The sequence below is a fragment of the Vibrio campbellii CAIM 519 = NBRC 15631 = ATCC 25920 genome, assembly GCF_002163755.1.
Taxonomy (GTDB): domain Bacteria; phylum Pseudomonadota; class Gammaproteobacteria; order Enterobacterales; family Vibrionaceae; genus Vibrio; species Vibrio campbellii.
Genome location: NZ_CP015864.1, coordinates 1,667,688 through 1,691,144 on the forward strand (window position 1 = coordinate 1,667,688; position 23,457 = coordinate 1,691,144).

General features: G+C 45.2%; 18 protein-coding genes and 2 pseudogenes. 11 read left to right on the forward strand and 9 right to left on the reverse strand.

The genetic code is table 11. From position 1 onward, the window contains the following. Positions 1-185 precede the first annotated feature (185 nt). Entirely contained in the window at positions 186-2,936 is a 2,751-nt protein-coding gene (locus A8140_RS23810; protein WP_005534417.1) for a M16 family metallopeptidase, read from the forward strand. A gap of 63 nt (positions 2,937-2,999) precedes the next feature. On the opposite strand, the pseudogene A8140_RS23815 reads toward A8140_RS23810, so the two are convergent. Continuing rightward, positions 3,000-3,328, reverse strand: a pseudogene (locus tag A8140_RS23815) (2Fe-2S iron-sulfur cluster-binding protein). A gap of 203 nt (positions 3,329-3,531) precedes the next feature. On the opposite strand from A8140_RS23815, the gene A8140_RS23820 reads away from it, so the two are divergent. From A8140_RS23820 to A8140_RS23855, 8 genes are all read left to right on the forward strand, one after another. Further along, complete coding sequence (locus tag A8140_RS23820; RefSeq protein ID WP_005534414.1) at positions 3,532-3,960, forward strand: Spy/CpxP family protein refolding chaperone; 429 nt, start codon at positions 3,532-3,534, stop codon at positions 3,958-3,960. 527 nt (positions 3,961-4,487) lie between these two features. Then, the gene (locus A8140_RS23825) at positions 4,488-5,288 is read left to right on the forward strand and encodes a tyrosine-type recombinase/integrase (RefSeq protein WP_005534412.1); all 801 of its coding nucleotides are present in this window, start codon (positions 4,488-4,490) and stop codon (positions 5,286-5,288) included. A gap of 562 nt (positions 5,289-5,850) precedes the next feature. After that, the gene (locus tag A8140_RS23830; protein ID WP_231692822.1) at positions 5,851-6,414 is read left to right on the forward strand and encodes an XRE family transcriptional regulator; all 564 of its coding nucleotides are present in this window, start codon (positions 5,851-5,853) and stop codon (positions 6,412-6,414) included. Positions 6,415-6,746: 332 nt separating this feature from the next. After that, complete coding sequence (locus A8140_RS23835) at positions 6,747-7,280, forward strand: fimbrial protein (protein ID WP_005534407.1); 534 nt, start codon at positions 6,747-6,749, stop codon at positions 7,278-7,280. A gap of 68 nt (positions 7,281-7,348) precedes the next feature. Further along, positions 7,349-9,814 carry a fimbria/pilus outer membrane usher protein gene (locus A8140_RS23840; protein ID WP_080619551.1) on the forward strand — a complete coding sequence of 822 codons (2,466 nt, stop codon included), beginning with the start codon at positions 7,349-7,351 and terminating at the stop codon, positions 9,812-9,814. 17 nt (positions 9,815-9,831) lie between these two features. Beyond that, entirely contained in the window at positions 9,832-10,587 is a 756-nt protein-coding gene (locus A8140_RS23845) for a fimbrial biogenesis chaperone (protein WP_005534403.1), read from the forward strand. Then, positions 10,587-11,627, forward strand: a complete 1,041-nt coding sequence (locus A8140_RS23850; RefSeq protein WP_005534401.1) for a hypothetical protein — start codon at positions 10,587-10,589, stop codon at positions 11,625-11,627. Before A8140_RS23845 ends, A8140_RS23850 begins: the two co-directional genes overlap by 1 nt. Before the next feature lie 10 nt (positions 11,628-11,637). Then, positions 11,638-12,633, forward strand: coding sequence for an OmpA family protein (locus tag A8140_RS23855; RefSeq protein WP_005534399.1), 996 nt, complete (start codon positions 11,638-11,640; stop codon positions 12,631-12,633). Positions 12,634-12,744: 111 nt separating this feature from the next. On the opposite strand, the pseudogene A8140_RS23860 reads toward A8140_RS23855, so the two are convergent. From A8140_RS23860 to A8140_RS23880, 4 genes and pseudogenes are all read right to left on the reverse strand, one after another. Then, positions 12,745-12,876: pseudogene (locus A8140_RS23860) on the reverse strand (DUF2541 family protein); the annotation flags it as partial. A gap of 1,024 nt (positions 12,877-13,900) precedes the next feature. Then, positions 13,901-14,452: a DUF1440 domain-containing protein gene (locus tag A8140_RS23870; protein WP_198299869.1), complete on the reverse strand. Its 552-nt coding sequence runs from the start codon at positions 14,450-14,452 to the stop codon at positions 13,901-13,903. A 611-nt stretch (positions 14,453-15,063) separates the two neighbouring features. Further along, a complete protein-coding gene (locus A8140_RS23875) occupies positions 15,064-15,507 on the reverse strand; it encodes a bactofilin family protein (protein WP_080619531.1) in 444 nt (147 codons plus the stop codon). Then, positions 15,411-16,364: a M23 family metallopeptidase gene (locus A8140_RS23880; protein ID WP_005532482.1), complete on the reverse strand. Its 954-nt coding sequence runs from the start codon at positions 16,362-16,364 to the stop codon at positions 15,411-15,413. The genes A8140_RS23875 and A8140_RS23880 overlap by 97 nt, the downstream gene beginning before the upstream one ends. Positions 16,365-16,454: 90 nt before the next feature. Between A8140_RS23880 and A8140_RS25865 the strand changes: the two genes are divergently transcribed. Together A8140_RS25865 and A8140_RS23885 are read left to right on the forward strand one after the other, a co-directional pair. After that, the gene (locus A8140_RS25865; protein ID WP_005532483.1) at positions 16,455-16,586 is read left to right on the forward strand and encodes a hypothetical protein; all 132 of its coding nucleotides are present in this window, start codon (positions 16,455-16,457) and stop codon (positions 16,584-16,586) included. 235 nt (positions 16,587-16,821) lie between these two features. Continuing rightward, positions 16,822-18,555, forward strand: a complete 1,734-nt coding sequence (locus tag A8140_RS23885; protein WP_005532485.1) for a hypothetical protein — start codon at positions 16,822-16,824, stop codon at positions 18,553-18,555. A 74-nt stretch (positions 18,556-18,629) separates the two neighbouring features. Here A8140_RS23885 and A8140_RS23890 read toward each other — a convergent pair whose 3' ends face one another. The 4 genes from A8140_RS23890 to glgX form a co-directional block, all read right to left on the reverse strand. After that, positions 18,630-19,814: a multidrug effflux MFS transporter gene (locus A8140_RS23890; protein WP_005532486.1), complete on the reverse strand. Its 1,185-nt coding sequence runs from the start codon at positions 19,812-19,814 to the stop codon at positions 18,630-18,632. Then, positions 19,811-20,440: a recombinase family protein gene (locus tag A8140_RS23895; protein WP_005532487.1), complete on the reverse strand. Its 630-nt coding sequence runs from the start codon at positions 20,438-20,440 to the stop codon at positions 19,811-19,813. Before A8140_RS23895 ends, A8140_RS23890 begins: the two co-directional genes overlap by 4 nt. Before the next feature lie 187 nt (positions 20,441-20,627). Beyond that, the gene (locus A8140_RS23900; RefSeq protein WP_080619532.1) at positions 20,628-20,864 is read right to left on the reverse strand and encodes a hypothetical protein; all 237 of its coding nucleotides are present in this window, start codon (positions 20,862-20,864) and stop codon (positions 20,628-20,630) included. 385 nt (positions 20,865-21,249) lie between these two features. Continuing rightward, complete coding sequence (glgX, locus tag A8140_RS23905) at positions 21,250-23,217, reverse strand: glycogen debranching protein GlgX (protein WP_005532488.1); 1,968 nt, start codon at positions 23,215-23,217, stop codon at positions 21,250-21,252. Between the last annotated feature and the right edge of the window lie 240 nt (positions 23,218-23,457).

Genomic DNA, 23,457 nt, shown 5'->3' on the forward strand with positions numbered 1-23,457 from the left:
AGTGCTTTGCCTTTTCGCGCTAACTTGTTTAAAAGAAAGGCGCTTCCTAACGCTTTGTAAATAATTCTTATTTTTATAAAGTGTGATGGAGATCTTACTATTCGGGCGTATATTTCATATTAAATATCAAGCATATGACGTGACCGATATATTGCCTCAATTAATCTTTATTAGGGACGATAGTTATGCGTAGCACGTTGTTATTCCCCGCTTTATTGCTGTCAGGGTGTGCTCTGACTCCTCAATCTACACCTCTCCAAGCCGATCCAAATTGGACGGTCGACCAGCTTGCCAATGGGATGAAATACCACATCTACCCAACTCAAGATGAGGAAGTTTCAGTACGTTTGATGATGAATGTTGGTTCGTTCCAAGAAGACGCCAACCAAAAAGGCTATGCACACTTTGTCGAGCACATGGCATTTAACGGCAGTACGCACTTTTCTGGCAATGATGTGGTGAAGTTGTTTGAAGCATCTGGTGGCAGTTTTGGGGCTGACATTAATGCTACCACCACTTACCAGCAGACGACTTATAAGCTCGACCTTGCCAACCCAAGTAAATTAGATGACGCGCTTACGTGGATGCGTGACATCAGTGATGGTATTGAGTTTGACCCAACGCAGGTAGAAAAAGAAAAAGGGGTGATTCTAGGGGAGTGGCGACGCTCTCGTCCTGATGATAAAGCGTTAGCATTCAATGCTTATCAAGCTTCTATTGAGGGGACGCCTTATGCAGATCACGATCCAATTGGCACGCGCAGCTCAATTGAAAATACCACCTCTCCGGCGTTAAAAACCTTTTATGACAAGTGGTATCAACCGCAGTATGCCGAGTTGATCATTACCGGTAATGTCGATGTTGAGTCGATCACCAAGATCATCGAGAAAAAGTTCTCTAACTGGGAAAGCACCTCTGATATCGAGCTCGAAAATCGTCGTGATATACGAGTGAACAACGCTAACCGTATTCTGCCAAGTAGCCAGATGGAGTCGCCAAGTTTACATCTGATCATCGACCGAGACTCTGTCACGCGACAAACGGTGCAGCAGCAACATGCAGCGTGGCAAGATGAACTGAGCGCTCAGCTTATTCAACAACGTTTGCTGACGGTGTTTAATAAAGCCGCTGAATCTTTCCAATACGTATATGCACAGCCTTACTCGTCTAATTATCACCGCATGATGTCGGCAGGTGTCTCGTTTGCACCGGAACGTCGTGACAACATCCAGCAAATTTTCCTCAATACACTGACGTCTTTGCGTGATTATGGTGTCACGCAACAAGAGCTTGAGAACGTAATGTCGAGTTGGTACGGCGAGCTGAACAACCTCGACTCGGATTGGGCGAAACGTAAGCCAGCAGGTTACGCAGAAGCGCGCGTATTCCAACTTGAGCGTGATTCGGTGTTCCAATCAAAAGACGGTTACAAGCACAGCCTGACGACTTTTGTAAAAGATAATGATCTTAGCCATGCCAACCAAGCACTTGAAGATTTGCTTGCTGAGCCAGCTAACTTTCTGATTGGTTTGGGTAAAACGGAAAGTAAGCAGCAATTCGCTGGTGAGTTTGCATTGCTCAGCGCCGCTTATGCACAAGCTGGTGAAAAGCCGTTGGAAATGTACGCTAAGACAGATGGCTTTATTCAGCCGAGCCAAGAAGGTGACATTATTAACGTGCGTGAAGAGAAGGGTGGGTTCCAAGTTTACACCCTCTCAAATGGCATTGAAGTTTGGTTCCAAAAAGATGAAAAGGCCGCTAACCGTGCATACGTATATTTAGTGAGCCAAGGTGGTAAAGCGGCACTTGATAAATCGCTCTATCCTGCTTTTGAAGTGGCGACAATGTCAGCAGCACGTAGTGGCTTAGGCGATTTCTCAGGCGCAGAGCTGGATAGTTACTTACGCAAAAACGACATTTCACTGTTCCCGATTCTGGGGCCGACGAATCATGGTATCGAGGTTATAGCGCCCAAAGCGCACCTAGCCAGTGCGATGAACGGTTTGTACAACGTGGCAACGCAAATTAAAGTCGATGAGCGCCAACTCGACGCGGTGAAGCGTGAGTATGTGCAGCAACGTCGCTCGTTCTTTGAATCACCAATGGGTAAATGGGTCAAAGCGGCGAATGAAAATGCCTACTTACCTAACAGTCGCCACCGCTTGCTATTAACTCATGGCGCGGATGAGGTAACCAAAGAGCAAGTATTTGCCGTGCATGATGCGTTATTTAAGGTGAATCGTGGCTTTAAAATGGTGATTTTGGCGGATGTTGAGCCAGAACAAATTACACCATTGCTGCGCAAGTACGTGGCATCCATTGAACTCAGAACAGGGGCGGCGGTGGATTATCATGTCGCGTTTCAACCTAACGCTAAAAGCCGCTTAGTGATGGCGGAAGGGAATGAGCCGTCGTCGTTGTACTTGCTGCGTTTAACTAACAAGCACGAGTCACCAAGAACCGCGCGTGATACGGTGATCGAGGACATGTTGCAACGCATTGCGGCAGCACGAGTAACAGATCAATTGCGTGAAGAAGCAAGCTTGGATTACAGCCCGAGTATTTATCCGATTACGCAAGACAGAGAGCAGGTTTCAGATTGGTTCTTTGAATCGCAAATCGATCCTAGAGACGTCAGTAAGATGGATGCGCAGTTAGACAAGATCTTCGATGCGTTAGCGAAAAACATCACGCAACAAGAAGTCGATATTGCCGCGAAACAGCTTTCTGTTTCTATGAAAGACATGGATGACAATCCGGGGCAACGCAGCTGGGCATATACTCGTTATTTAGTGCACGACTACGGATTAGATGTGTTGCTAGATATTGATAAAGCGGCGCAAAGCGTGACGCTGAAAGAAGTGCAAGCCAAAGCACTTCAAGCGTTTGGCAACAAAGCGAAACGCACCACCATTATCCTCAATCCAAAACAATAATCAGCAAAAGGGCGACTCAATGGTCGCCCTTTTTGTTTCCGAATTGGCAATAGAAGCGTACCTTTAGCCACACTGACAAGGCGTAGTTTCGCCCGTTTTGATTTGCTGCTTGTAGGCTTTTATCGCCTCTTTTCGCGCCGTATCGAGATCAGGGCGACGCACCACCACCTTCATCCCCGATTTCGGTTTTACCTTACAGGCGTAACGTGGCTTCCCATCCACTTCGACTTTGCAAGCATAGCTGCATCCATGTTTACGATGGTTCTTCAAGCAAGGTGCGGCGATATTCACTTTGGCCTTACGTGCGACTTCAACCAAATTTTGGTCGTCAGGTGACAGAGTGATTTATGGGTATCAATCTCGATGATTACTAGTGTAAAAGTAAATGTCAGCGCTAAGATTCAAGTTAAACAATGTCTAAGGCGTCAATCGTTGGAAAGAGACGAAGTCATCACTCAATTGTTTTAAAGTTCCGTTCATTTGTTAACTTTCTCAGTTTTGTGGACGAAGATCTCATATTGATTCGATGTAGGAAACCATGTGGTATCGCCTCGGTCTCACCTAACTCCAAATTGAAGTAAAAAAGGTTCCCCCAATGAAACGCTACCTATTGTCGACAATTCTAATCCTAAGCAGCGCAAATGTATTCGCAGAATCTGCACCAGCGCAGCCTGCGGCACCAAAGCCATTTGGTCTAGAAAGCATCACGACTGAGCAACAAGCGAAAATCGAAGAGATTCAAATCAAACTGAGCAGTGAGCTGGCGGGTAACCAAGATCCCAAAGCGGTTCAAGAGAGCGCAAAGCAATTCGAGAAGTTAGTGAAAGCATCATCATTTGATGAAGTGAAAGCGACGAAGCTGATCAAACAAGCACATACAAAACAGCTTGATGCACAATTGGCGCAATTGAAAGCACAGCACGATATCTACAACGTACTGACAGCAGAGCAGAAAGCGACGTTAGAAAAGCGTCAGCAAGAGCAACTGAAGAAATTTGAAGCACTGCAAAAAGACGCTCAGTAAACACAGATTTTTATTTCCCCCTATTTAAACCAAGGCTCCCTAATGGGAGTCTTTTTTAATGGAAAGTGAATCAGCTTCAGCTCATCCTGCAAACAAAGTGAAGGGCTCAACTGTTCTACTATTGTTATGCAAGGCACTGTGACCTTCCTTCTATAACCTTCATCTTTGCGCTTGATCACAAAAATACACCAACTGCGTCACCGAAATGCCGTTCATATCACCAAATAAACCGTCATATTTTTGATAGAAATGTCAATATGATTGGTAAATTAGATCATTTATCAAACTAAATTAGGGATTTAGCCATCAAACCACCATTGTGAGTAATTGAAAACGAGTTGATATAGTCGTTAGAGTGAATACGAATGGGATGGCATTCGGCGAGCCATTGTTAATTTGTGTTATTAAAGAAATATACCCCATCGTTTTTATTGAGAACATGTTATTAGGTACAGTTCTTATTTGGGGTGCTTATGTTTGCTTGGTCTATATTTTAAATATAAATGATTATAACGGAAGGTATATGCATGAGTACTGTGCAAGCAATTAGCGATAAGCGCGTTGTAAAGAAAGCAGAAAAATACCTTAAGCGTCATCATGACGAAGTTTATTGGCTGATATGGCGAATAGGCATTGAAACGGGATTACGAATTACCGATATCACCAAGCTGAGCTACGACAATATTAATTTTGAATCTGGTGAAGTGACAGTAATTGAGAGTAAAGGGACACTTGCTCGTCAAGCTAGGGCGCGTCATAAAGTACTGAAAAGCGTCAAAAATGAATTGCTCAACTATTACAAGCGTGACCATGCGAAGCTGTTGTCTGTTTACGTTTGTGATTACCGGAACATCGTTGATCTGGTCCCTCGCAGCTGGAAGCACAGTATTGAAGTGAGATTGGAAGAAGCGACAAAGAGTGCACCGGTCAAAAAGCGAGTGGCTTATCTGAGTTCACGAACCTTGACCGCGCTGAAAAAGCGTCGAAAGTTATGGCAGGGCAAGGACAGCGGCCTGATTTTTTCACGGGCGACATTAGCCAGTAACCGAGCCAAAAGGCAGCGTGGCGTTATATCAAGACAAGCTTGTTGGCGCGTATTCTCGTGCTTATCTTGCTGCATTGAGGAGTTACGTCAGCACAAAATTGGGTGCCATAGCTTGCGTAAAATCTTTGCTCGTCACCTTTATCATTCCAGTGATATGGACATCGGTTTGGTTGCTACCATCATTGGGCATCAATCGGTCTCAACCACACTGAGGTACATAGGCATATCCGATGAAGATACCAAGCGGGCACAATTGCGGCTGTTTGACTACTTCTTTGCTTAGCTAATCGCAAAACCATTTACCCACCTTATATATTGAGGAAGCCAGAGCGACCTCAGGATTTCTAGTGCCTTGCACCTTAAACTCTCATAATTAGGGGGGATTTTTCACGCCCATTTATTGGGTATTTCTCTGGCAATCCATTCGTTTTCTATAGAAAACTGATCGCTCTTAGCAAAACGCTTCCGCAATACGGTATTCGTTCTTTACCATTGAATCAAAATGCTTTTTTGAGTCTTTCCTTTTATTTTTCAGGAAGATGACCTCAACTAACTTGGAGCATATTCTATCTTTCGTGAACTTCAAACGTACAGGGCATGTCCATATTGCCTAACTTTTGCATGCCTATTTAACTGATTGATTCATAAGTCAATTAAGGCATTTGGAGGTAAAGGTGGAGACGAACTTTTCTCAACACCTTCGAATCACACGAAAACGCAGAGGGTGGTCACAGAGAGAGTTAGTTGAACGGCTACGTCATTTCCCTTTCTCCTTGTTTGTCGGTTTGGATGTTAACGCACTATCTCGCTGGGAGAGCGAGAAGGTACAACCAACGGCAGAGCGTATGGTTCAAATTCTAAGAGTGCTTGAAAACAGTGTAGATGAACTCAAATCATGCTGCTTTCCGAACAAACCTCAATTGATAAAAAGGTTTGAACGTTTTCGCTATGGAAACTTCGGCTTGGTTCATCTTCCTGAGGGAAATGGAAAGTGGCGGCGTTTGAATGAAAAGGGCAGTGGGCGTCAGTTTTTAAAGCAACTTTGCGCTATCACCGAATATGAACGGTTTTTAAGTGGCAGAGAGCTCACAGAGCAATGGTCAGTGGCTGGGTGTGCCTTGGCGTCCATCACCTATCGAGTGGAAGGGGATGCATTCATTCTCATGCATTCAGAGAGCCTTACCTACTCGGCGTTACTCTCTTCAATAGAGCGCTTAATTGAGCTTTTGTACGCGAGTCGAGCTCGGCTTTTTTTGATGGTGGCACCAGAGAAGAAGGCGCTCAAAAAAGTCAGGGTTCTTCAGTTGCAAGAGGTGAGTGCAAAAACAGGAGTGTTTTCTGCGGGTGCAGATTTCGTCTTAGGCGAGTTATTAACACTCCGCTCTTGGAACCATTCAAATAACGCTTAATTTTCACGGATTAGATACTGAGTGATAACTATCTTCGAGTAAACGCTTAATTGGATGAATGAGAAAAGGAATAGATAAATAAATTATAGGCTCATGACAAGAATACCTTAATTTCTTGATGAAAAGGAGCGATCAGCCTAGGGGGAAATTAATGGTTTAGATTTAAGTATATTTCACGATAAACAAAAACCATCAAGCTTGTATCTTTATACAAAAATATTGAATTGGAAGTAATATTATTCCATCCGTATATTAATTAAAAACTAAATTGCACATATAGGAAATAATGATTTCTTATTTGCATTTATTCGCTAAAAAACACGGGATTAAAAATGAAAGCTAAATTCATTCGCTCATCAATCGCAGCAACTTTTCTTTTTGGACTAATGTCTGCAACACCTGCTTTGGCAGAAAACACGACTAACGTTTACTTTAAAGGTGAAATCGTAGAATCAGCATGTGGTCTATCTCCAGACAGCATTGACCAGACGATCCAACTTGGTCAGCAGCCTACACACATCTTTAAGGCGAAAGGTGATCGCTCTACGCCAGTGCCTTTCCAAGTGAAGTTGACTGATTGTGATACGAGTGTGGCAACAACAGCGCAATTCACTTTCGCTTCTAACCCAGATACAACCGGTGATCTGTTCAGCGTAGAAGGCGGTGCGACGGGCATTGGTGTGCGTATCCTTCACGATGGTAACCCAATCAACAACGGTGACGTAGCGGCAAGCAACGTACTGGTCGACGGCACAAACATCGCGTCGTTCTCTGCGGCATATGAAGCGAACGTAGACGTGACAGCAACGCCTGTAACTGCTGGTGTTGCAGAGTCATGGGCGCTATTACGCGTGACTTACCTATAAGCGGTTGCTGAGAGAGCTTTGGCATTTTGCCAAAGCTCTCATTCTAATAAAAAACACTGGTTGATAAAATGCGTCGTCATTTACTCGGTTTAATAATTGTACTTTCCTTTCCTTCTTTTTCTTACGCGGCCAGCTTCAATAATTATTTTATAAGAAGTGAAAATAGTGTCGATTTAAGCAAGTTTTCGAATGCGAACTTTGTGGAAGACGGTAAATATGAGCTAGAGGTTTATATTAATGGAGAGTTCTTAACCAAAGAAAATATTGTTTTTAATAACAATAAGCCCTGCATCTCAGATGCATTAATGGACAGTCTTCCTCTAAGCGAACGAGGGTATAAAGTCTATAAAGAAAACGCGACATCAGTCGGTAACGCAGTATGCTACCAAGTTGAAGAAGTTGGCTATACCAAGGTGGCATCGGATCTTGGTAAAGCTCGCTTAGAGATCACCACGCCTCAAGAATACATCGCCAATGAGTACAAATACGGCTTTGTCCCAGATCGTTTGTGGGATGATGGTATTGCCGCGCTCTATCTGGATTACAACGTTAACTACTTTTCTAGCCAACAAGACGATGAAAACGGTTGGAATGATGATCTATCCACCTATGGCATTGTGGGGCTAAATACTGGAGTGTTTCGCTTCCGAGCAAACTACCAAGCATCCAACAACTACTCGGGTGACTTTACTTCATTGTATGGCTACGCGCCGATCCGCAGCATTAAATCGAAATTGACGTTCGGTAATACCCAGTTTGGTTCGGACGTTTACGACTCGTTCCAAATGACGGGCGCACGTCTGCAAAGCGATGATCAAATGTTGCCATCGAATTTGCGTGGCTACTCTCCGGTGGTTTCTGGCACGGTCAACACCAATGCGGTGATCACTATTCGTCAGCAGGGTAATGTGCTTAAAGTGGTTAACGTAAATGCAGGCCCGTATCTCATAGATGACCTTTCACAAGCCTCTCAAGGTACGTTGGATGTCGAAGTCAAACAGGCTGACGGTTCGATTCAACGCTACCAAGTGAACGGTGCGGACGTCACGTATTTGACGCGACCAAATCACCTACGCTACAGCCTTTCTGCGGGTGTGCCGGACAGTGACTCTTACGAGATCACGCCAGAGTTCTTCTCTGCAGAGGCGTCCTATGGTGTGAACAACTACCTGTCGCTGTTCTCTGCGACATTGTTGTCTGAAGATTATCAATCTTACACCATCGGTAGTGGTATCAACCTAAATTACTTGGGCGCAGCTTCCTTCGATATCTCTACTTCGCAAGCCAAGTTGGGTGATGAAAGTAATGCCTCTGGCTTGTCTTATGGTTTTACCTACAACAACACCTTGACCGATTTCGGCTTGGGTTTGCGTGTGGCTGGTTACCGTTTTTCTGAAGAGCAGTACTACGAATTTGGTGAATATTTAAGGTCCTATGATGACCACACTTCGTCCATCATCTATGCCGCGAACAACAACCGTAAAGATGAAAAGTACATCGCGCTGACTCAAAGTTTTGGTTCAACCAGTGCGTACGTTTCTTACTCCTCAAATAACTACTGGGACGATCGCCGTGACAGTTCTCGTTACGACATCAATATATCGCATCCGTTGAAGATCAACGGGATCGACTTGTACTTGACGATGAATCTCTACCAGTCAAACGACTCTTACCTGACCTACGACTACGAGTCGGGTATTAATGAGTACTCACCGAGTATCGATGAAAAAGGTTGGTCGCTGGGAATTTCTATCCCTATTGGTGGCAGTAACTCTGTCTCAGTACAAACCAACTCTCGAGGTGGGGACTACTCTCAAAGCCTTGCTTACTCGGGCTACAACAACGATGACGGTTCGAACTATCGCGTTACTTACGACGTTTATGAAGGTGAATCCAATGGGGTAAGTGGTAACTACAATCGCGATTTCTCGTTTATGTCCACTTCTGTTGGTGGCAGCTACAAAACCAATTCATACAGCCAAGTGAATGCCAGCACGATGGGCACGGTGTTGCTTTCAAAACATGGTTTGGCGTATAGCGCACTTAACTCAGGTACGTCGCGCATTCTCATCGATTCGAATGTACCAAACGTCACCATTAACGGCAGCAACAACGAAGAGACTAATGCGTTTGGTTTGGCGTTGATTAACGGTGTGACACCTTATCAAAAGAGCTACAACACCATCGATTACAAATCACTGCCTGATGATGTTGAGGTGCTTGGAAGCGTGAAAAGCATGGTGCTGACCGAAGGCGCGATTGGTTATCAAAAAATTAAAGCACGTCAGGGCAGTAACTTTATGGCGCGCTTGCAAAGCAAACAAGAGATTCCATTTGGTGCCTTGGTTTTTGATGACGAACTTGATCAAGAGATTGGCATTGTTGGGCAAGCCTCAACGGCTTATCTGGTCGGCGTCAATCTCGATTCACAGATCAGTGTGAGTTGGGGGGATAACCAAAGCTGTCACTTAGTCATTGATGACTCGATTCTGAATAGTCAAGAAGTCATCCGTTCCGTTCATTGTGATAATTAATTAGTAGTTGAGAAATTATGAAAAATTCAATTTTGGCCATCCTGTGTTGTTTGATGGTCTCAGCATCGGCGAATGCTGCATTGGCTCTAGACCGAACTCGTGTTGTTTATGAAGGCGACTCGAAGGTGGAAACGGTAAGAATTAAAAACCCTGCCGACATTCCATTCTTGGCGCAATCTTGGTTGACGGACATGGATGGTAAGGATTTAGAGGACAAATTCATCGTTGTCCCACCGGTGTTAAGGATCGAGAGTAAAGATTACGCCATGTTGCGCATCAAGTCGTTACCTACTGCCTCTCAATTACCCCAAGACAGAGAGACCGCTTACTTCTTACATGTTCGAGAGGTACCACCTTCTGAGGACGAGAAAAGTGCTGATGAAAAAGCCGACACGGCCACTGGTTCTATCCAAATTGCGATTGAATCGGTGATCAAGTTCTTCTACCGACCAGCGAGCCTGAACAAGATTAAGCGTGTTGATAAAGCGGTAGCTAGCGCGACCAAAATTAAGCGAAAAGGCAGTAATAAAATCGTCCTAGAAAACGGCTCGCCATTTTATGTGACCTACTCGGAGTTGCTGGTGGGCAAATCGAGCAAAGCCGCGGGATTTAAACCCGTGATGCTAGCGCCGTTTACCAGCAGAACGTTGAAAGTAGAAAAAAGCGACCGATACGAACTAAGCCATATCAATGACTATGGCGCCACAGTAACGAACACGTTCTACTGCAGCTCGCAAAATATCTGTACAGCCAAAGACGAAAGTGAGGGGTAATGATGAGAGCGTTATTTCTGACACTTTTTGTGCTTGTCACGGGGTTCTCAGTTGCTCCCAATGCGTGGGCATTAGCCTGCTATAGCACAGAGGCCGGTGGTAGTTTTGGTGGTAGTGGTCCTGGCGGTGTAAGCCGTTTCTACATTGACCCTTCTGCATCGGTACCCATTGATGCCCCTGATGGGCAAGTGGTATGGCGTGGCCCGTCTCAGACGGTGAATGTTACTTGTTATAAAGATGCGACGAATTTCCCTGACTTGAAGGATTTCCCCGAACAAGTATTCTTCTGGCCCGGTAAAACGGGTGATACCGTCGTCCCGAATATTCCCGGTATTAAGGTGGGGTTTCGATATGAAGGCCGAGATATTTATGGCGTAAAAACGGCTGTCGATGGCTTTAGGGTTCCTCAGTGTAGTGCCAGCGAAGATAACAACGCCTGTGAATCACGCACAAAAACATCCAAAACCATTACATACCAGCCCATCATTGTTACGGGGCCGGGGGACTTCTCTGGATATAGCGCGCCGGTCAACATTTTCCAGTTAGATGGGGAGTTGGGCTACAACGGTGCGTATGCGAACTACCGCAGCGTGATTCAGAACATGGATATTCTTAAGCCTTCTAAGTGCTTGGTTGAGCTTGAGATCAAGAACAACAACATCGATTACGGGCGCATTGGCGTAGACGATATTGTGCAAACTGAACCTCGCCCTCTCACTATCATTGTTCGCAACGTAAAATACGGTGCCGATTGCCCATCCGTCAAGTTGCGTGGCTACTTTGATAACGTACGAGATCTGACCAACCGAACTTATGTCCCTGTCTTTGATGAAAGCGGCAAAGAAATCAAATCCTATGGCATCAAGCTTTACACCCCAAGTGGTGAAGAGGTGCAACTTAATGAGCCTGTCGGTGATGGCTATGAAGTAGAGCAGGTCGGCTATGACCGTTATCTTGCCAAACTGGTGCCTTTCGATCCTGACCATATCAAGAAAGGGAAATTTGAAGGAATGGTGGTTTATACCGTTTCTTACTTATAGGGGAAGGCTTATGAATTACAAAAATACAATTTTGTTCGCGCTGTCTGTATTCGCGCTTACACCGGCTTTTGCCCAAGAGGCTCAGCAAGCCAAGGAGCCTGAGAAAAGCGTAATTGATACCTTGGTATCAAATGGTTTGTACTTTCAAATAGGAGGAGGGCTTGCCCAGTTTCAGGACGAACAGTACAAGCACGATAACGACATCACCAGTTTGAAATACAGTTTGGGTATCACGACTGAGCCTTTGGATTATGAGATAGGTTATCGCAGCTTATCGGACGGCAATGGCTTTGATATGAAAGGCTTGGACATTCTCGCTAAACACAAATGGCCATTATGGCCCGATGGCGGGTTATTTGCCGGTGTGGGTGGCTATTTCTACAACGCAGACATGGATAAACCTCAGTTGGATTCACCGACAGAAACCAGCGGCGTGGCACCGTATCTATCGGTGGGCGGTTACTATGCTCTGAGTGAGTTTATTGATGTTTCTGTCCAATTCGACAATTTATTCAATGTGAGTGTGCTGGATCAGAACTACGACAAGAAAGACACCAAGCAGTTGCGTCAGGTGAATTTGTCTCTGGTGTTGCATCCATGGTCAAGCAGCAGCTATGACCCTCAACCAATCGAGCACATAGAAGATGCACCTGAAGAGCAAACCGTGATTCTCGCTGAGAACAGTCAGGTTTACAGCTACGATGACGCGTCATTGAATCTGCAAATGGAAACGCAACTGATGCAAATGGCAAGTCGCATAGCTGAACTGGAAAGTTATGAAGTGGTGGTGACTGGAGGTGCCGATAGTAAGCCTGAGTATTTGGAGCACAATAAACGTTTAGCAGAGGAGCGGGCGAAAGTGGTCGCTGACTTCTTGATTTTACATGGTGTGAAAGCAGAGAGTATTCGTCTTGAGACGTCTGTCATCGAACAAGAGCGCAGTGAACAAGGCGCGCGGAAAGTGGAAGTGATGGTGAACGGAACCGAATTGGTGTCACCGCAATAACGACAGCAAGAGCACTCTAACCACAAATAAAAATCCCTCACCAATCGGCGAGGGGTTTTTGTATTCGGTAAGGATGAGGTTGGTTTTAATCCCTTTTGAATCTCGTAGCGATTAATCGTTCTTTTCTTTACCGTAAACGCGAACGCCCGCTTTAGAGCCTTCAGAGTTACCGTAAACTTCGATGTTTTTCACACAGCGGCGGTAACCAAAGTTACGCCGATCTGTAATATTGTCTTTCTCTACCTTTACTTTGATCCGCGAGTGTTGCTGCAAATCATCATCGAGATTTTTGATCACACAACTTCACTTTATAGTACGAGCAACTAATCTATAAATTAGGTCACACTACAAAAAGGAAACTTCCAAATGAAATGTAGCAACATCCATAAACACGATAGCCACGCCCATGGCCCATCTTGCGGTCACACTGCTGTGCGACACAATGGTCACATAGACTATTTGGTAGATGGTAGGCTTCACCACCCTCACGGTGATCACTGCGATGAGCATATAATTGAGTACAGTGATAAAAACCCAAATGAGTGCAAACCAGTTCATTCTTGCGGGGCACATGTGCATGGCCCCGGTTGCGGGCACGAAGCTATAAAGCATGGTGATCATATAGATTATATAGTTGACGGACGCTTACACCATCAACATGGTGACCACTGTGACGATCATGGCCCACTTGAAACTATATAGCCTCCACTCTTTGACTCTAATTTACGTTGCCAACAGTTGAGCGTTATGTTGGTAATGAACTTTTTTAGAAGAAGTTGACTACGTATATGCTTGGACCTTTGGCACTTAATACTATTGGCGACGGGATATAGAATCTTGGTGTAAGGTACTTAAAGACTGGGGTTTCGAAATGGAGCATAGGCAACAAGGTGGCTCTGAAGTCATATTTCGTCGGTTAATCATGAGCCCGATGGCTTGTTTTCTTGGTTGGAAGTTGTGCAACGATAATTCAGAAGAAGCGTCATATCAAAAGACGTTTTTAGTCAAGCGAAGTGTCCGGATAACGAAAAGAACGAAGCTAATCACCCTCCCCGCGTTATTAGCGGGGGCGGGTGGGAGGTATTCATAAATACTAAACACCTATCCTATGGATCAAATCAATTCATACAGAAAATTAGGACAAGAGTATTTTGGTTTAGATGTGAAGATATCCATGGCTACATGTGAGCAACATATTCCAGTTAGAGCGATGCATGCGTTTGCTATCCTTAACAACTTGTTAGGTGTAATTGCAGAGCCTGTTACTTTAGTCTGATTCATACCAATTACCGAAAATCGGCTTAGAGAAACAAGCCAAAACGGCAATTAAAGAGACTTCGATAGAAACAGACCAACAAACATGCCCGATAAGTTCACTCCACAGCTCGTAGCCGTTGAGGTTCCAAAGCCAGCCTGTTTCTCCGTTGAGATAAGCAGGATTACGGAAACCTAATGCTGGTATTATAAGTCCATGCATAACAAAAGTAATAGCTAGGCCATAAGCCGCACCATACCACAATCTTACCTTTGGCCAATAAGCCGATAGAGCAATATAGACAAACGCAAAAATAAAGCTAAATAACCAGTGGTATAGAAGTACTGCACCAGGTACGGTTACTGTTTGATAAACATAGTCTAAAGAGTGAGCATCAACGCCGAACCATTGTCCCCACTCGTTAATGTTAATGGCTGGTGGAGAAGCTTCTCCCGGTATACGTGGTGGCATTGGCGACTCGGATCCAGATTTCACCATTGAGCTTATAGCGCCACCTATTAGTGTACCTAGAAGAACTATTTTCGTATTAATTCTATCTATCATAATTAACCTTAATAAATAAAAAGGAAAAAATCATATATTTATATACTGTGAACGTTAACTTTAATATTTTAGCACTTTTTACGGTTTTAAGTATAAAAAATGGCTTTCTCGTATTTATATTTAGACAATTCTCTTATTGATAAATTAAATTAATGTTTGAGGGCTTAACTTATATCTACCCCTCTCGGTCTAAGATACTTTGGCGTAGCCGAATTTTAAATTAGCCTTTACTGATTTTCATAGTCTGCTTATTTTGCTGGGATCATGTCAACATGGCACTCACTTTTTGGCTGTAAGTCAAAATTATTTGGTGGTTTTAGTCCTTTTCTGGTTCTGATTTTTTGCAAGGTTCAAAAATAACTAATATGAATGACATTTAAATCCCAATGATTTTTTAATAAAAAATATAAGAGTTCACCTTTTTAGAGAGATAAGATGAACCACTATCAAATGTATATAACAGAGCGAGCGAATGTTGAGTCCCCTGACTTCTTTACGTTCCTCTGTAGGACTAAATCCTGCAATGATCGTTAAAGCATTGTTTATCGCTTTCCCATCTCAGGAGATACCTGCAAAAAGCTGGGTGGAAGTAGTCCAACCAAAGATACTATTTATGCAGTGTTGCAATCTGGTGACTTGTCTGATTTCGGTGTTGCCTCTCTCGCTTCAGTAGACTTATCTTTTAGCGTCACGACTTCTTTTTCTGGCAGTTCTGCGGCTTCTCCGAAGAACTTGCCACCCGCTTCAATACTCAGATTGTTGCTCCAAATTTTGCCACTGACTCGGCCCTTTGCTAGCACTTGGATGTGTTCTGCATGGCAGTTTCCATCCAGCAAGCCATTGACGATCAGTTGTTTAGCGTAGATGTCGCCTTTAACACGGCCGCTTTCTGCTACGACCAATGCGCCTTCGACATGCAACTGACCTTCGATGATGCCATCAACCTGTATGTCACTTTCTACTTTGAGTTCTCCGCTAACAGAACAGCCTTTGGCGACGAGAGTTGAAGCTGATGAGCCACTCGTTGTTCCACGGTTTTGATTAAAGATTCCCATCGTATTCTTCGCTCCTTGGTAAAAATGTCTTCAAAATCATTGAGGTGCCAATCCACGAATGGCCTCGGATCTAAGGCTCGTCCAATAAATCTCACCTCGTAATGAAGGTGGGGACCGGAAGAGAGCCCGGTATTGCCTGAAATGGCGATGAGCTGTCCTTTTTTAACAAACTCACCCGCTTTAACCTTGAACTCTTTTAAGTGCGCGTAAGCGCTCGAAAAACCAAATGAATGCTGTAAGCGCAACAAGTTACCGTAACCTTTGTTACTTTGACGTGCCGCTTCTACAACGCCGTCGGCAGAGGCATATACTTTGGTGCCAGTGTTAACTGCAAAGTCGAGTCCTCGGTGCAGCTTGGCCTGCTTGGTGACAGGGTGAATACGCTTGCCAAACCCCGATGAAAGGCGTGCTTTACCGACTGGAGAGCCGCTAGGGATCTGGTTTAGCATCACCATTCTGACATTGGACGTGATCGCGGCGGTATCAAAGCGCGCATCTAGACTTTCAGTGTTGGATTCCTTGGCGACACCGAGTACTTTCTCCAACTCGCCCAAACGTTCAGAAACAAGTTGGACGCGCTCTTCTCGCTCAGAGAGGTCGTTCTCAAGCTCTGACTTCAGTGTTTTTAGCTGACTTAACTCTTGCCCCATATTGCGTGAATGCTCGGATAACTTTGCTTGTTCAAGCACCGCCTCATCCACTTGAGAGTAGAGGCGATTCACCAACATCGCTGTCGCTGCTAACCCTAAGGCGAATACCGCCAAGCACGTTTTAAAGTTACGCTGCATGGTTTTGCTGAAGTACCAATGCTTAGAGCCATTGATGGTCGAGATAGAAATAGTCAGCTGGTCTTTCATGGCAATATATAGGGCAATAATGGTGCGATATTCGTTATTGATAGCTCTGACTGTAAGTGAAAGCTCCGTCGTCTTCTAGAGGGGGAATAGATGGAAATGTCAGGTCGTGAGCTGTTTTCAGACAATAAAGAAAAGTTTGCAAATGGATTTAATAGTGCGCTGAGTTTGGACGGTGGGTATGGCATCTCATTATTTTTATTGAGCCACTTGCTAATAGTGTAGCTGCGCAGTTTAACTTACTTCACGGTTCGTCTTATAAATGTTGGATATTTTAAGAAATTGATATTCAGCCAATTGATAACTTTGTTTGTGCGTTTATGATGGCGTTGCATGCAAATAAATACCTGAATATTGGAATGAAGTTTCTCATCCTTTCAAAGCGTTTATTTAAGGCTTAATGTTTACTCAAACCAGCAGGTTGGTTTGGGGAAATAAAACCAAGACAACGGAGTTGGTCGTGAAAAAATTATTATTAGCTACTGCAGTGGTCGCAGCAGCCGGTGGTGCCGCATATATGTACCAAAACAACCTTGCCCAAGGTGAATCTTCAAGCTCGCTACTTGCTCAAGTGCCTGCTGATACCTTGTTGATTACCTACCAAACGGAACCTTTTAATCACTTCGAGTACATGAATGCGTTCGGTACATCACAGCAGCCACCAATGGGAGAATTGTTTGCTGAAGAAGAGCTGACTCCTGGTTTAGAGTTTGCGGTTAATTTCTTGGATGCGTATATGGCAGCGGCGTCTTCTCCTGAGAGCTTAAAAGCCTTCTTGGGTACGGGCGATATGGTCAACCCAATCATGTACACCCTAGGCCTTGTTCCTGTTTACAAAGTGCAGTTGGAAACCCCTGCAGCGCTTTGGAAAACGCTGGATGAGCAAGAGCAACTGGCGGGCATTCAACATGAACTTGTTAAGCTAGATACCGTGGAGTTCCGTCGCTATGAGTTGACGGATTCGCAAGATCCACAACTGGGCATTGGTCTTGCGGTGGGAGTGGTTAACAACGTACTGACTGTGACTTTCGACATTCCTGAACTTGGTGTTGAAAACCCACTTAAACTGGCATTTGGTCTGGAAGCTCCTAAGAGCAGCATCGTTGATTCTGGTCGCCTCGAAGCGGTGCAAACTAAGTACGGCACGAACAACAACTCATTCGGGATTTTCGACATTCGTGAGATCATTAAAGGCCTAACGACACTTGATGGCAACCTAATGGCGCGCCAACTTAAGAATGTCGATTCTGACCCAACCTTAGAGCAACTGCGTTCTCCAGCGTGTCATACCGAGTTTACTCAAATAGCAAACAACTGGCCGCAGATGGTAGCGTTTGGAGAGTACAGCTCTGGTGGTGATAAAGCTCGCCTAAATGGTAGCTTTGTTGTTGAATCGAAGAACCAAGTGATCCTTGAAGCGCTGCAATCTATGCGTGGCGTATTGGCTGAATCTAACGGTGAGCAGAGCATGTTTAGCGTGGCGTTAGGCCTAGACGTTGCTACTCTGGCTCCTGCGATTGGTAAGATCTGGACAGATTTAACCACGCCTGAATACCAATGTTCGCTTCTGGCACAGGCGCAAAATGAAATGCGTGGTCAAAACCCAGCTCCGGCGATCAGCATGGGTGCAGGCATGGCAAATGGCCTGAAAGGCTTGAGCATGGAAATGTTCGGCCTAGATGTGAACATGAATGGTCAGTACGGGCCTGAGCTAGGTCAGCTGGATGCGATCTTGTCCATCTCAGCAGATGATCCAAACATGTTGCTGCAAACGGCGCAAATGTTTATGCCTGAACTAGCGCAGATTCATATCCAACCGGACAACCAACCGGTGAATATTGGCGGTCTGCTTGAACCATACGCAGGTAAACCAATGGACGTGTTTGCTCGCCTCAACGGTAGCCACTTAACGCTTTACAGTGGTGATGCGTCAGCAGCAGCGAGTGAGAAAGTCATGGCTCAGCCGCTAACAGCGAATGGCCTATTGAGCTTTACTATGGATTCGGACCGAGTACTGGAAGTGATTGAAACGGCATCTCAAGTGTCTGGCGAGCCAGTACCAGAAGACGTGAAGATGAGTCTACAAGGTGAGCTTATCGGTGGTATGTCTTTGGATGTAACCAAAGATGGCATTGCGTTTGACTTTGACTATACAAGCTCAACCAAACCACCAGTGAAGGTAGCGCAGCAATAAGCGTGATTCACTGGCTTCAAGCTCGAAGCATTTTTTCATAATCAAAAGGCGACCTTGGTGTCGCCTTTTTGTTTTTATTGCTCTGAAGGTTGCTCAGTGGCAAAGCCTCGCAGAACGTTGGTTAGTGTAATGGTCGCGAAGACCACAATCACCAATGATAGATGCCACGCTTGGCTTAATCCAAGCTGCACCAATGCCATACTCACAATTGATGACACCACCATTTGGCCACCGCCTGACATCGCCGCAGCTGCACCTGCTTGTTTCTTATAGGGTTGCATTATCATGGCTTGAGCACAAGGTAGAGCGATAGCATTGCCTAAAATCATCAACAGCTGGCCTAGCATTAAATACAGCGGCTCAACAGGACAGAAGAACAGCCATGCTGCGGAACTTACGTGTAGGATAGGTGTGACCAATAGCATCTTCTTCGTTCCGATGATTGGGCGCACACGGTTACAGATACTGGTGCCGCAAATCATGCCGAATGCTGGAATCAGTGCCCACATCGCGTATTGATCGGATGTCATGCCAATTTGGTTTTGCATGATAAAAGGCATTACCGAAACGGTGGTGATCATCAAGCTGAAGTTAAGCCAACCAATACTGGCAAAGCTCATAAAGTAACGAGAAGTCAGCAGATCACGATATTGCAGCAGCATCTTTTTCGGTGATGGCAACGCAGAGGTTTGTGTGATGGTTTCTTGGAAGCGAAATACGATCACAGTCCAAGCCAACAATACGTAACCCAACAGCGAGATAAACACCATAGTCCAGCCGAAGTGGGCGTTAATGAAACCACCAATAACCGGAGCAACCAATGGTGTGATAGAGGCAGCCATCGCAATGTAGGACAAAGCGACAGGGAGCTCAGGGCCATTAAAGCGGTCGCGAGTAGACGCTCGGGCTAACACCGCGCAACAACCTGTCCCCAAACCTTGCAGAAAACGGCCTGTGACCATGCCAGTGAAAGTGTGGCTTAGGAAGATGATCATCAATAGGCCGAGCATGGCAACCAGCAAGCCAGCTAACAGCACCTTTTTGCGGCCCAATGCATCGGATACTGGGCCATAGATAAACTGAGACGGGCCAAAACCAAGATAGTAAACACTGACTAACAGCTGAGCTTGGTCGAGGGAAATATCGAAATCTTTCGCGATCCAAGGAAGAGATGGGAACACCAAGCCCATACTGAGCTGACCAACACTGATGATGAGACACGCCAGCAAGATGGTTTTAAATTCAATCGGTCGACTCATGATTTTTCACCATTGCCACGGCGGCGCAGGCTTCCTTCCTCATCAAATTCATTCAGTTTGGCTTTCACGCGTTTGACCGTCGATAGGCTAACTTCGCATTGTTCTGCGACGTTTTGTAGCGTGTTGCCTTCCAGAAGCAAGGTCGCAATGTGCTGATGTTTTGCTTTGTCTGCCGGACGACCACGAAACTTCTGTTTCCACATCTCAGGGTTGTCTTTAATTGCTTTACGGCCTTGTGCTGCGGCAAATAGACGGTGTTGAGTTTGTACTTGCCCATAACCAGAAAGCAGCGAAAGCAAGGTTTGCGTTTGTACGGAATCGGGTTCAAAGGTCAGTGGCTCACAAACGGTTTTTAAGGTAATGCCTTTGTTTAGCAGAGTTTGAATCGTGCTTAATGCTTGGCTGAAGTCTCGGCCAAAGGCGGTTAGCCACCAAAGTACAACGGTGTCGCCGGTTTGCACGGTGTTTAAGAGCTGTTGAAAGGCTTGTCGCTCGGCTGGTGGTGTGCAGCCGCGTACCTTGTCCTCAAGATGAACTGCTTCTGGAGCATAGGCTTTCAAAGTGTTGAGCTGCTCAGGGTAAGCTCGATTTTTTGGCGAGTGCCGCGTATAGAGAAAGGTAGCCATGGGTGCAATGCGTCTCTTGAGATTGGTTCACATACTGTAATGGTCCATAAATATACAGAGGTTCATTAATTCTTACAACACCAAATGAACCATATGTGAGGTAATGATTTTTATCTCTATGATACATAGATGAAAACTAGCCGAAGAAATTGGCTAGTTTTTTGGGAAATGAATGGGTTTGGCGGGTTTATCGCAATAGGAAGTAAGGCGTATTAACGTAAGCGTGTCGCGCTGATATCGCATAAGGCAGTATGACTTTGCCAACGGAGACTGCGGTATTGACCAGTGGTTGAACGTTAATATTGGCATTCATCAAAGTAGGACGAACGTTGGGTGCCAAACGGTAGTGACCGGGCGTTGAAACGCACCCAGAAAGTGTCGATGTAAACAGTAGTGAGATGATGATTGATTTGATGGCTTTCATAGTGCTGACTCCCAAAAATGGTATCTTGGCTCTGGCTCTGGCTCTGGCTCTGGCTCTGGCTCTGGCTCTGATTTTGTTTGTTGGGATGAGCCTTGGTTGAGAGGAAGATTGCCTGAGTCGAACGAGTGTCACCATCAATGTAAAACAAGTCATAGCGCACAAGACCAAAAGTAACACTAGGCGTTACTAAGTATTAGGTTTTGCGAGGAAAGCCGCTCTAAAGGCTCCCTAAATGGGATTTTTTGTGAGTTTCATTTTTGTATCAATGAGTATGGTGTGCTATTTGCCCTAGTTGATGGATCTCTACTCGAAATGTCGATAAAACAAACCCAGCGTGTTGCTGGGTTTGTCAGAGTGTGTAGGAATAAGCTGCGGTTTGGGTCAGCTAAGCTTTTTTAGTTGGCTGATAATGTAAAATGGCCATCGAAGTCGGAGAAAGCAGTACCTCGCCCTCTGCATGACCTGGGTTTAGGTTGCGTACATTGGTATCGCACACCGTTACCCACTCTTGACCACGCTCACTTGGCAGCTTGAAACGCGCTGGCGCGTTGGTTTGGTTGATCAAGTACACCAACTCTTGCCCTTCTTTGCCAATGCCTAGATGCAGCGCTACCGAGCTTAAACGGTTCCAATCGTCGTGTTCCATCAAGCTACCATCAATGCGACGCCAGAAGATGCGGTTGTTATTACGATTTTCACCACTGAAAGCACGAATGAATGGCACCATATATTGATTACGGTTTGCCACCATTTGTGAAATCCATGCTTTGAAATCTTGCTTGCGCTCAGACGTTGTCCAGTTCAACCAGCTGGTTTCGTTATCCTGACAGTAAGCATTATTGTTACCACCTTGAGTATGAGATAGCACGTCTGCAGTCAGTATATGAGGTATACCGAACGCGAATAGCAAGCTAGCAATCAAGTTGCGCTTTTGCTTTTCGCGTGTGGCGATGATCATAAGGTTCTCTGTTTCACCTTCAACGCCATAGTTTTCCGAGCGGTTGTCACCGTGGCCGTCGCGGTTCTCTTCACCGTTCGCCTCGTTGTGCTTCTGTTTGTAAGACACCAAGTCTTGCAAGGTGAAGCCGTCATGATACGTGATGTAGTTGACTGTGAGTTTATAAGGCCAGTTCGCTGCGCTGTAGATATCACGAGAGCCCATCAAGCGAGTCGCAAACTCTTTCAGATAGCCTTGATCACCCCGCCAGAAGCTGCGAGAGATGTCGCGAAGTTTGTCATTACATTCGTTCCAACCAAATGGGAAGTTACCCACTTGGTAGCCGTTAGGGCCAATGTCCCAAGGCTCAGCGATCAGTTTAGTTTCGCGAACAATGGGGTCTTGCGCGACGGCTTTAAAGAACGCTGCTTCTGGGTTGTAATCATCGCCTTGACGACCCAACGTCGCTGCTAAGTCGAAACGGAAGCCATCGACTTTAAATTCGCTGATCCAGTAACGCAGCGTATCCATAACGAGATTCAGTGCAGGTTGGTAGGTCATATCAACCGTGTTGCCGCAACCAGTGAAGTTAGCAAAGTGCTGACCGTGCTTGATATAGAAGCGTGGATCGAGCGCTTTCAAGTTAAATATAGTTGGGCCTTCCCCGCTCTCGGCTGTATGGTTGTAAACAACATCAAGAATCACCTCAATGCCGTGTTTATGTAGCTCGCGGATGGTGGTTTTAAGTTCGGTGACGGCGTCTTTCTCTGCGTAACGTGGATCGGGCACCATGAACAAGTATGGGTTGTAACCCCAATAGTTCACTTTATCCATCTTGAGCAAGTGAGGCTCATGCATACACGCTGCCACGGGTAGCAATTGCAGCGTATTGATGTTTTGCTGTTTGTAGAACGCCAGCATTTCTGGCGAAGACAACCCTAAGTAACGGCCTTTGGTATCACTGGCGACTTCTGGGTTCTGTTGAGTTAACCCTTTCACATGGGTTTCGAATAGCACCATCTCTTCGCGTGGTATGCGAGGATGATCGGTGTCTTGCCAATCGAAGTTATCTTCAATCACGACACACTTGGGCATATCAAAGCTTTTTGTAGGGGAGAAGGGAGGTTGGTAGTGAAGGGCTTTATCAATCGACTTTGCGTAAGGATCGGAGATCAGCAAAGGTTGGTCTTGATGTGTCACTACATAGCCATACTTTTGCCCCGGTTTAATGTCTGGGATGAAAGTATGACGAATGCCTGCATATTCGCTTGGCAAGTCGTGCAGCTCATAGCTACCGTCTTCCGCAAATAGCGCAAGTTGAATATCTTTACTACTCGGAGCGTGAATAGAGAAGTTACAACCTTCCTTACTCACAGTTGCGCCGAGTGGGTATGGGCGAGAGTGAAGTTGTGTCATCAGCGAATCTTTTTTTAATTTTATTGCTACCTTTAAGAAACTATAAGTAAAAAACTTTGTCTTACTGAGGTCAACCACCTTATATCGAAAATTATCACTGTAATTAAATTACTTTTTACGACCTATTTTTGACAAAAATATGAAATGGCTATCACTTTGTAGCGGCCATAAACTGAAGAAACTTACTAATTCCTCCCTAGATTGGTGATCTGACTCGTAAAAACGCCATTTGGTAAATTT